This window comes from Streptomyces sp. NPDC058239, assembly GCF_042882185.1.
Lineage (GTDB): Bacteria > Actinomycetota > Actinomycetes > Streptomycetales > Streptomycetaceae > Streptomyces.
Map to the genome: position 1 here is coordinate 480,239 of NZ_JBHVWS010000001.1, position 8,869 is coordinate 489,107.

The following is an 8,869-nucleotide window of genomic DNA, read 5'->3' on the forward strand; positions in this document are numbered from 1 at the left end:
CCGATACATTTGCTACATGAGCGAACCTGTCACTGAGTCCATGGCAGAGGTCCGCCGCCACCTCGCCGATGTCATAGACCGCGCGCGACGGGACGAGACCCCGACGATCATCACCCGCCGCGGCAAGAGCGAAGCCGTACTGGTCGATATCGACGAATACCGACGCCTGAAGCAGGTCGCCGAGCAGTACGCGGAAGAGTGGCTCAACCGACTGGCCGACGAGGCCGAGTCCGAGGGCCTCAACGGTTCGGTCTCCATGGAAGAGATGGCCGCACTCCTCCGGTCTGCGCCCTGACCTCATGGGATACGTCACGCGGTTCGCTTCGCGCGCGCAACGAGACTTGCTGAAGATTCCCCGTCAGGACGCGCTCCGCATTCTCTTCCGCCTCACCGAGCTCCAGAAGGCACTGGATACGGGAGATACCGCAGCCTTTGACATCAAAGCTCTCCAGGGGCACTCGGACAGGTGGCGGCTGAGAATCGGCGACTACCGCGCCGTGTACACCGTCGAAGACGGTCAGCTCATCCTGTGGGTGCTGGCCGTCGCGCACCGCCCGCGAGGTCTACCGCAGCCTGTAACTCACGCTCCAGGTCCCTGGATCACGTCCTCACCCCTCCCTGGCCGTCACCTCCAGGACCAGTTCGTGCAGCAGGCCGACATCCACGAACGGGGCCTCGACCGTGGGCAGTGAGCGCCAGTCGAGCGGCCAGGTCATTCCGTGCAACGCGGGCACCCCGACGAACGCCGCGTTCTGCCCGTAACATCCCATCATCTGCGCCTCCGACGGCCACCGGTGTGCGCGGGCGCTTCGCGGTGGCAACAGGAAGTACATGCTGCGCTCCCCGATCCCCGACCGCACGATCGGGCCCGCCTGGAAGTCGGTGAACTGCATGATCTCGTACGCGACTTGCTCGCCGAGTACGCCGGGGATCCGTACCGCGTCGAAGTGAACGCCGACATGTCGCAGGGCGTGCCCGGACGCGGGCACCCACGAGGGCACCGGAGTGAGTGAACTTTTCCGTTCCATACGGAAAGCGTCCCGGCCGACACCTAGTGTGACCAGGGACACAGGGCGTCTGTGCACTGTTGTGTTCGCAGGGGAGAGATTGTGCACTCCAGTGGTCGTGGCAGCAGCAACGCCGAAATGTTCGGCAAAATGCTGCGTTTCTTCCGTGAACGGGCAGGGCTCTCGCAGGAGGCCCTCGGCTTGAAGATCGGCTATTCCAAGTCACAGGTGGCGATGGTCGAACGGGGGCAACGGCCTCCCAAGGACGAATTCATCGCGGAGGCGGACTGCGCGTTGGGTGCACAAGGTGCACTGACGGCCGCAGGCGAGGGGGTGACGTTCGGCTATCTGGCGTCTTGGTTCGAGCCGTTCGCCGAGGAAGAGATCACCGCATCCGCCAGACACGAGTACGAGACTCACGTCGTGCCTGGGATGTTGCAGACGGAGGGCTACGCCCGCACCGTATTGGGCAGCGGCTACCCACCCGTCGACGACGACAAGGTCGAGGGCCGAGTCGCGGCCCGTTTGGCACGCCAGAAGCTCCTGTCCCGAAAGCCCGTGCCGGACATCGGCTTTGTGCTGGAACTCGCCGCTCTCACCCGCCCCATCGGGGGGCGTCGGGTGCACAAGGAGCAGCTCGACCACATCCTGGAGGTCGGGGCACTCCGACATGTGCAGATGCAGGTGATGTCACCACGTCGGCAGACCCATGCCGGTCTCAGTGGCCCGTTCGTTCTACTGGAGACCAAGAAGCGGCGTCAGCTCGCCTACGTCGAAGTTCAGGACCACAACTTCCTCATCAACGAACAACCGGCGCTGGGGAACCTGTTCGGGAAATATGGCATTCTGCGGGCACAGGCCCTCAGCCCCGAAGAGTCCAGAGACGTGATCGAGCAGGTGGCGAAAGACCTATGAACACCGGCCTCAATTGGTTCAAGAGCAGCTACAGCGGCGAAAACAGCGGCAACTGCGTCGAGGTCGCCACCTGCCCCCACACCGTCCACGTCCGTGACTCCAAGGACCTGACCGTCCCCGCCCTCGCCCTCTCCCCCGCCGCCTGGGCCGACTTCCTCACGTACGCCGCGCAGTAGGGCCGCGTGGTGGCGCTACCGGAAACTGCGCGCAGGCGTGCGCCAGGGACGTGGTGCGCGGTGGCCATCGCGGCGGTGCCGTGGACGGGCCGGGGTGTTCCGCAGGTGCTGTTCTGGGTGGGGCTCGTACCGACGCTGCTGACGATCCGGTTCGACCGGCCGCGCACGCGACAGGCGTACGGGAGGTCCAGCAGTACGTGGTCGCCGGTCAGGAGATGCTGCGGTCAGGAGACCAGGATGCCGATGCCGTCTCCTAGCAGTTTCGCCCCGAGCACGAAGAACAGGACTGCCATCACAGCGACGTTGTGCCGGGCGGTCCAGTCCTTCCAGCCGCTCAGCACGGCCGTCGCCCGCTCCCCCGCGAACAGCAGTACTGCGAGCGGGGTCAGCAGTCCGAGGGTACCGATGACCACGAAGACTGCCAGCGAGGCGATCTGCTCCCCCGGGGGGAGGCCGGCCGAGCTGATGGAGGCAGCCGCGGCAACGGTCAGCGAGGCGTTTTTGACATTGGCCGCCGCCAGGGCCAGCCCGAGACCGAAGACCTTGACCGGCGTGAAGCGGTCGATCGCGGCCATCCATTTCGGCAGCTGCGCCTCCGATGTGGGGGCGGGGCGCCGGTGCCACTGCCGGGCACCGAACAGCACAAGGAGCAGTCCCAGCCCGAGCTTGAGGGCGCCCACCCAGGTGGCCGGCTGATGCTGGGCGGACGCGCCGCCGGGGCCGCCGATCACCAACATCACCGCGCCCAGCACCGAAAGCCCCACGACCCAGCCGACGGTGAACAGCAGCCCGTTGAGCCGCCCTCGGGGCGTGACCAGTACAAGGATGATCGCGATGATCGGGAGCGGGCTGATCGCGACACCAGCCGCCAGGCCCAGGACATCGCCGAGAACTTTACCCATGGCGCCCTCCGGGCGGCGATCAAGGATGAACCGGCCGACCGGGCCCGGACCGGACGCCGTCTCCAGCCCCCGCGAGCTTCTCCGGTCGTTCGCCGAGCACGTGGAGAACCTCTCAACAGTCATCATCGACCGCATCAGCGGACCGCGCGACACAGGCGGCCCGGCCGTGCGACACGACGACGAGGCGCGAGCCACGACCACGTCCGGGCGGCCCTGCGGACAGTTCTTCGCGCTGCCCTGCCGACCGGAGACGGGCCGCCTTCAACGCGCGGCAGCCGTCCACCCGTGCCTACGCTGACTGTGACCAGGGCCTGGGCCCGCAAGCCGTCCTGCCTGTCGGCAGGCAGCGACGTGGCGCCGTACGGGTCGGCCCGGAGTACGAGGCGCCGCTCTCACGAGCGGAGCTGCCGATGAGAAACGGCCGATTCATGCCATCACGGTTCATCCCTTACACGCAGGACGTCGAAACCGCTGAGCCCGGTTTCGACGACAAGCTGCGGACAGTGATCGGGAAGACCGAGCGGTACATCACCGAATCGGTCACGGCCGAAGGCACCGGCGCCGCGGTGCGTGACGCGCATGCCAAGGGTTACGGGCTCGTGCGGGGAGAAGTCGAGATCCTCGACCGGCTTCCCGCCGAGTACGCCCAGGGCATCTACGCGACTCCAGGGCGCCACGATGCCCTCGTGCGGTTCTCCAACGGCTCTCCGCACGCCGGAGCCGATGCACGGCTCGGCCGTGCGACCGGGCTGGCTCTCAAGATCTTCGACATCGACGGTCCGACGCTCCTGGACGACGAGCCCGACACCCGCACCTTCGACTACGCCCTCATCAACGCGCCGGTCTTCTTCTGCAACACCGTTGAGCATTACCTGTTCATCCAGGAACTCTTCCTCGAAGCACCCGCCTACTTCGCCCAGGGTGCGCCCGGCCGGCATCGCTTCTACCGCGACTTCGTGACGGGAAAGGGCACCCTGGAGCAGGACGAGTGGGCGTGGGACGAATTCCTGGCGTTCCTCAGGGTGTCGCAGCCGCCCTCGGTGAACGTTCTGCTGTCGACCTACTGGACGATGGGCGCGGTCCGGCACGGCGACCACATCGCCAAGGTACGTATCGCCCCCGCCCCCTCCTTCGCCGAAGCGGTGGTCCGGCGCGCCATCGACCTGACATCGGCGGCAGAGGTGTTCCGGCCTGCACTGGTCACCGAACTGCAGGAACGGCCCTACGCGTTCGACATCCAGGTCCAGCTGTGCACCGGCCTGGACCGGATGCCGGTCGAGGACGTCACCGTCGAGTGGCCCGAGCAGCTTTCCCCGTTCGTCACGGTGGCCAGGCTGCGCCTCCCGCAGCAGGACATCTCGGACGAGGAGAACCTCAAGAGGATGGACGCGCTCTCCTTCACTCCGTGGCGGGTGACCGGTGCGCACGCGCCCCTCGGCAGCATCATGCGCGCACGCAAGGAGGTCTACCGCCGCTCCTCCATCGTGCGCCACCAGCTCAATCGTCAAGAGCGTACGGAGCCGCGCAGCGCCGATGAGGTGCTGCCGTAGAGGGCGGTCGCCCCTCGACGCTCCCTCGACCGGAACACACCGCGTCACCACGTGCGTGGCCCGCCATCACGGATGCACGGAGACGGATTGCGATGACAGAGACCACAGACCCGGCCCAGGTGCTGGAGCTGGACGACATCCAGGGCACCGTGCTGCGGCAGCGTCCGTCGCCCTTCACGGGCACCTATGTCCTGCTGCGCATCGACGATGCGGCGGACGGCCGCCGGATGCTGCGGCGCCTGGCGCCCCATGTGGCCTCGGCCGCCAGGTGGTGGGATCCCCCGAAAAGCGCATGGCTGAGCGTGGCGCTGAGCCACTCCGGGCTGCGGGCCCTGGGCCTCCCCCAGGACTCGCTGGACAGCTTCCCGGCCGCCTTCCGCGAGGGCATGGCCGCCCGCGCCACATGGCTCGGCGACACCGGTGAGAGCAGCCCGGAGCACTGGGACGCCCCGCTGGGCAGCGCCGACGTCCATGTCGCAGTGTCCGTCTTCGCCCCGGACGACGCGACACTGCGGCCCCTGCTGGATACGGCCCGCGAGGCCCTGAGCGACTTGCCCGGGGTGTCGGTGATCTACCGGCTCGATGCCAGCCAGCTGCCGACCAAACGCACCCATCTGGGGTTTGTGGACGGTATCGGCGAACCAGACATCGAAGGCGCCGGGGTGGCCAGCATCGCGCAGCAGATGGGCACCGGCGACTACGGCTACCTGCCCGGCTTCGGCCCCACCATCAGGGCCGGCGAGTTCCTCCTAGGCTATGTCAACCAGGCGGCACAGCTCACCCCCATGCCCCGGCCCGACGCCCTGAGCCGCAACGGCACGTACGTGGCATTCCGCAAACTGCACCTGCGGGTCGCCGCGTTCCGCCGGTACCTGAAGGAGAACGCCTCGTCACCCGAGGAGGAGGAACTGCTCGCCGCCAAGATGGTCGGCCGCTGGCGCAGCGGGGCACCCCTGATGCTCGCTCCCGAGCACGACGACCCTGCGGTCGCCGCCGATCCGCAGCGCGTCAACGACTTCAGCTACCGCGAGGAGGACCCGGGCGGCCTGCGCTGCCCCCTCGGCTCCCACATACGGCGGATGAATCCACGCGACGCCCTGGCCGACTCCATCGTGGACGTGAGAATGCATCGTGCCCTGCGCCGGGGCACCACCTACGGCCCCATGCTCCCCGAAGGAGAGCTGGAGGACGACGGGGCCGAGCGCGGCATCGTGTTCATCTTCATGGGTGCCGACCTCGTCCGTCAGTTCGAGTTCCTCAAGTCCCAGTGGGCCAACGACGGCAACTTCGCCGGTCTCGGCACCGAGAAGGACCCGCTCGTGGGCGACAACGACGGCACCGGGACGTTCACGATCCCGCGGCGCCCCGTCCGCCGACGGCTCCAGCAGCTTCCCCGCTTCGCGATCACCAAGGGAGGCGAATACCTGTTCATGCCCGGAATCCGGGCGCTGAACTGGCTTGCCGAACTCGATGACTGAACCCACCGTCACCGTCACACCCGCCCCGCCGTGCGACGCGCACCCTGCGGGCACACTGGAGGGAATCCCGTCATGGCCACCAACGCAGAACCGTCCAGCCGGCCCGGATTGAGGCACGGGAGGACGAACGAGTTCACCCTCTTCTTCGACGTCAAGCCCGGCCACGGACAGCAGATCCGCGAGGTTTTCCAGAAGCCGGGATTCGAGGAGAGGCGCAAGGAGATCAGCGCGAGCATCGGCACGCTGCACGACGCCAGGTGGGTGCTCTTCGACGACGACACACGGCTCATGTTCGCCACGAACTTCGATGGCGACTGGGACGCGTACATCGATGATTTCGCCGCCAAGATCCCCGACGTCTTCGATGTCGTCCTGGAGCACACGGTGGACTACCCGGGCATCGGCGATCCCCATATCAAGGACCTCATCGTCGCCCACCAGGCCACAGCCTGCTCGTACTTCCGCGCCATCCCGGATGCCACGGTGAAGGATCTCCAGAAGGCGCTGCGTGTGCAGGACGCATTCCAGCGTCTGCTCGACGAGGCGAGCTGATCACCGGGACGGACGAGGCGAGCTGATCGCACGAACGGCCGGTGAACCCGGACAGCCCTACGGTGCTCAGCGGGCCAGGCGGCCCAGCAGCGAACCGGCGGCGACGATGCCGACCAGCGCCGCGAAGGCGAGTACGGCCAGGTCGAGGCCGAGATGCGCGTGGGTGCCGATGAGCAGCCCGCGCAGGGCGTCGACCTCGTAGCTCAGCGGGTTCACCCTGCTGACGGCCTGGAGCCAGCCGGGCATCAGGGCGACCGGGTAGAGCGCGTTGGAGGCGAAGAACAGCGGCATGGTGATGGCCTGGCCGATACCCATCAGGCGGTCGCGGGTCAGCACGATCCCGGCGATCGACATCGACAGGCAGGAGAAGAACGCCGAGGCGAGCACGACCACCACGACCACCCCGAGCAGCCGCAACGGATTCCAAGTCATACCGACACCGATCAGCGCGGCGATCACGATGACGACCGCCGCCTGGATCACGGCCTTCACCCCGGCGGCGAATGCCTTGCCGGTCACCAGGGCGGTCCGGGGCGTCGGCGTGACCATGAGTTTGGTGAGGACGCCCGAGTCCCGCTCCCAGATGATCATGATGCCGTAGAAGATCGCGATGAACATGGCGGACTGGGCGATGATGCCGGGCGCCAGGAAGTCGAGATAGGGGACGCCGCCGGTCGGGATGGCGTGGATACGGGAGAACGTCACGCCGAAGATCAGCAGCCAGAGCGCGGGCTGCACGGCGCGGGTGTAGATCTCGGTGCGGTCGTGGCGCAGCTTCTGCATTTCGACGACGCACATCGCGATGACGCGCGCGGGGACGACGCGCCAGCCGGTGCGGGGCGGTGGCGGGGTCAGCAGCAGCGCGAAGCGCTGATCCGGCGGGCCGGACTCAGCCGAGGCGGGATGCGGTGCGACGGGTACGGCGGACATCTCGGAACGCTCCTCTCTCCTCGTTCTCCGCGGCGGAACCGGGGTCGTTCAGTCCGCTTCCGGAGTGGTAGCGGAAGACGTCCTCCAGGGACGGTGGCGGAAGGCCCCGCTCCCCCGATTCCCGGCGGTGGGCGACGAGTTCGCTCTTGAGCTGGGCGGGGGTGCCGAGCGCGCGGAGTCGGCCGAGGTGCATCAGCGCGAGCCGGTCGCAGCGCTGGTCGGCCTCGTCCATGGAGTGGGTGGTGACCAGTACGGTCATGCCGGTGCCGGTCCGTATCTCGGTGATGCGGTCCCAGACGCTGTCGCGTGCGATCGGGTCCAGGCCGATGGTCGGCTCGTCCAGGATCATCAGCCGGGGCGCGCTGACCAGGGCCTGTGCGAGTTCGAGGCGGCGGACCATGCCGCCGGAGTACGTGGCGGCCAGCTGGTGCGCGACATCGCCGAGACCGACCGCGTCCAGCGCCTGGGAGACCCGCGCGGCGCGCTCGCGGCGGGGCACGTCGAAGACGCGGCCGAAGAGCTGGACGTTCTCCCGGCCGGTGAGGCTCGCGTCGGCCGACAGCTGCTGCGGTACGTAGCCGAGCAGGCGCCGTACCGCCATCTTGTGCCGGGCAGCGTCGTGGCCGAACACCTCGATGACGCCGGGCGGTACGGGCAGGAGCGTGGTGATCGCGCGCATCGTGGTGGTCTTGCCCGCGCCGTTGGGCCCCAGGAGGCCGAACACCTCCCCCTGGCCGACCAGCAGGTCCAGGCCGTCGACGGCCTTCGCGTCGCCGAAGCTGTAGCTCAGACCGGTGCAGTTGAGGGCGGGAGCGGTTTCCGTGGTCACGCGGTCTCATCCCCTTCGCCTCGCAGCGAGGCAGCGAGTCTGTGCAGGGCCGGGAGTGCGGCGGCGAGTGCCGCCCGGTCGGCCTCGCCGAGTCCGGCCAGGTGTTCGCGGAAGAGCGCCTCGCGACGTGAGTGCCAGTCGCGCAGCTTCCCGAGCCCTGCGGGGGTCGGGAACAGCAGCGCGGCCCGCCCGTCCCCGGGGTCCTTCTCCCGTCGCAGCAGCCCCTCCGCGACGAGGTGGTTGACCAGGGTGCTGACGGAGTTGGGCGCGAGACAGAGGCTGTGTGCGGCCGTCGAGACGCGGATGCCGGGCTCGGCGGCCACCAGCCGCAGCAGTTCGGCGTGCGCCCCGCGCAGCCGGGGCGCCGGCAGGCCGCTCCACAGCCTTCGCCGGGCGAGCCTCTGGATGCGGGGCAGGAGTCCGGCGAGCTCATCGGGTAGATCACCCGCCGCCATCCGTCCATTTTAACTCTGTATGCGAGCTAATGTCACAACCCGTATAAGAGCGGAGCCGCCGTCTCCCGCGATGTG

Annotated in this window: 12 protein-coding genes and 1 pseudogene; 8 read left to right on the forward strand and 5 right to left on the reverse strand. The window is 68.1% G+C overall.

Annotation, left to right across the window (positions count from 1 at the left end; all coding sequences use genetic code 11):
- Positions 1–16 precede the first annotated feature (16 nt).
- Both ACFVYE_RS02250 and ACFVYE_RS02255 read left to right on the forward strand, forming a co-directional pair.
- The gene (locus tag ACFVYE_RS02250) at positions 17–295 is read left to right on the forward strand and encodes a type II toxin-antitoxin system Phd/YefM family antitoxin (protein ID WP_383960933.1); all 279 of its coding nucleotides are present in this window, start codon (positions 17–19) and stop codon (positions 293–295) included.
- Positions 296–299: 4 nt separating this feature from the next.
- A pseudogene (locus tag ACFVYE_RS02255) lies at positions 300–579 on the forward strand (type II toxin-antitoxin system RelE/ParE family toxin).
- Between the two features lie 29 nt (positions 580–608).
- On the opposite strand, the gene ACFVYE_RS02260 reads toward ACFVYE_RS02255, so the two are convergent.
- The gene (locus ACFVYE_RS02260) at positions 609–1,028 is read right to left on the reverse strand and encodes a hypothetical protein (protein WP_383960930.1); all 420 of its coding nucleotides are present in this window, start codon (positions 1,026–1,028) and stop codon (positions 609–611) included.
- 81 nt (positions 1,029–1,109) lie between these two features.
- Between ACFVYE_RS02260 and ACFVYE_RS02265 the strand changes: the two genes are divergently transcribed.
- On the forward strand, positions 1,110–1,922 hold the full coding sequence (locus ACFVYE_RS02265; protein ID WP_383960927.1) for a helix-turn-helix domain-containing protein: 813 nt from the start codon (positions 1,110–1,112) through the stop codon (positions 1,920–1,922).
- Complete coding sequence (locus ACFVYE_RS02270; protein WP_383960925.1) at positions 1,919–2,098, forward strand: DUF397 domain-containing protein; 180 nt, start codon at positions 1,919–1,921, stop codon at positions 2,096–2,098. The genes ACFVYE_RS02265 and ACFVYE_RS02270 overlap by 4 nt, the downstream gene beginning before the upstream one ends.
- A gap of 224 nt (positions 2,099–2,322) precedes the next feature.
- On the opposite strand, the gene ACFVYE_RS02275 is transcribed toward ACFVYE_RS02270, so the two are convergent.
- Positions 2,323–3,000 (reverse strand): GAP family protein, encoded by a 678-nt coding sequence (locus tag ACFVYE_RS02275; RefSeq protein ID WP_383960922.1) that lies wholly within the window; start codon positions 2,998–3,000, stop codon positions 2,323–2,325.
- A gap of 25 nt (positions 3,001–3,025) precedes the next feature.
- On the opposite strand from ACFVYE_RS02275, the gene ACFVYE_RS02280 reads away from it, so the two are divergent.
- From ACFVYE_RS02280 to ACFVYE_RS02295, 4 genes are all read left to right on the forward strand, one after another.
- Complete coding sequence (locus ACFVYE_RS02280) at positions 3,026–3,298, forward strand: hypothetical protein (RefSeq protein ID WP_383960919.1); 273 nt, start codon at positions 3,026–3,028, stop codon at positions 3,296–3,298.
- Between the two features lie 130 nt (positions 3,299–3,428).
- A complete protein-coding gene (locus ACFVYE_RS02285; protein ID WP_383960916.1) occupies positions 3,429–4,550 on the forward strand; it encodes a catalase family protein in 1,122 nt (373 codons plus the stop codon).
- Between the two features lie 92 nt (positions 4,551–4,642).
- Positions 4,643–6,028, forward strand: a complete 1,386-nt coding sequence (locus ACFVYE_RS02290; protein WP_383960914.1) for a Dyp-type peroxidase — start codon at positions 4,643–4,645, stop codon at positions 6,026–6,028.
- Between the two features lie 72 nt (positions 6,029–6,100).
- Positions 6,101–6,580, forward strand: coding sequence for a hypothetical protein (locus ACFVYE_RS02295; RefSeq protein ID WP_383960913.1), 480 nt, complete (start codon positions 6,101–6,103; stop codon positions 6,578–6,580).
- Positions 6,581–6,646: 66 nt separating this feature from the next.
- On the opposite strand, the gene ACFVYE_RS02300 is transcribed toward ACFVYE_RS02295, so the two are convergent.
- Genes ACFVYE_RS02300 through ACFVYE_RS02310 form a run of 3 tightly spaced genes read right to left on the reverse strand, consistent with a single transcriptional unit; the run spans position 6,647 to position 8,794 of the window.
- Positions 6,647–7,510 (reverse strand): ABC transporter permease, encoded by an 864-nt coding sequence (locus tag ACFVYE_RS02300; protein WP_383960911.1) that lies wholly within the window; start codon positions 7,508–7,510, stop codon positions 6,647–6,649.
- On the reverse strand, positions 7,470–8,339 hold the full coding sequence (locus ACFVYE_RS02305; protein WP_389603651.1) for an ABC transporter ATP-binding protein: 870 nt from the start codon (positions 8,337–8,339) through the stop codon (positions 7,470–7,472). The genes ACFVYE_RS02300 and ACFVYE_RS02305 overlap by 41 nt, the downstream gene beginning before the upstream one ends.
- A complete protein-coding gene (locus ACFVYE_RS02310; protein WP_383960906.1) occupies positions 8,336–8,794 on the reverse strand; it encodes a MarR family winged helix-turn-helix transcriptional regulator in 459 nt (152 codons plus the stop codon). Before ACFVYE_RS02310 ends, ACFVYE_RS02305 begins: the two co-directional genes overlap by 4 nt.
- Between the last annotated feature and the right edge of the window lie 75 nt (positions 8,795–8,869).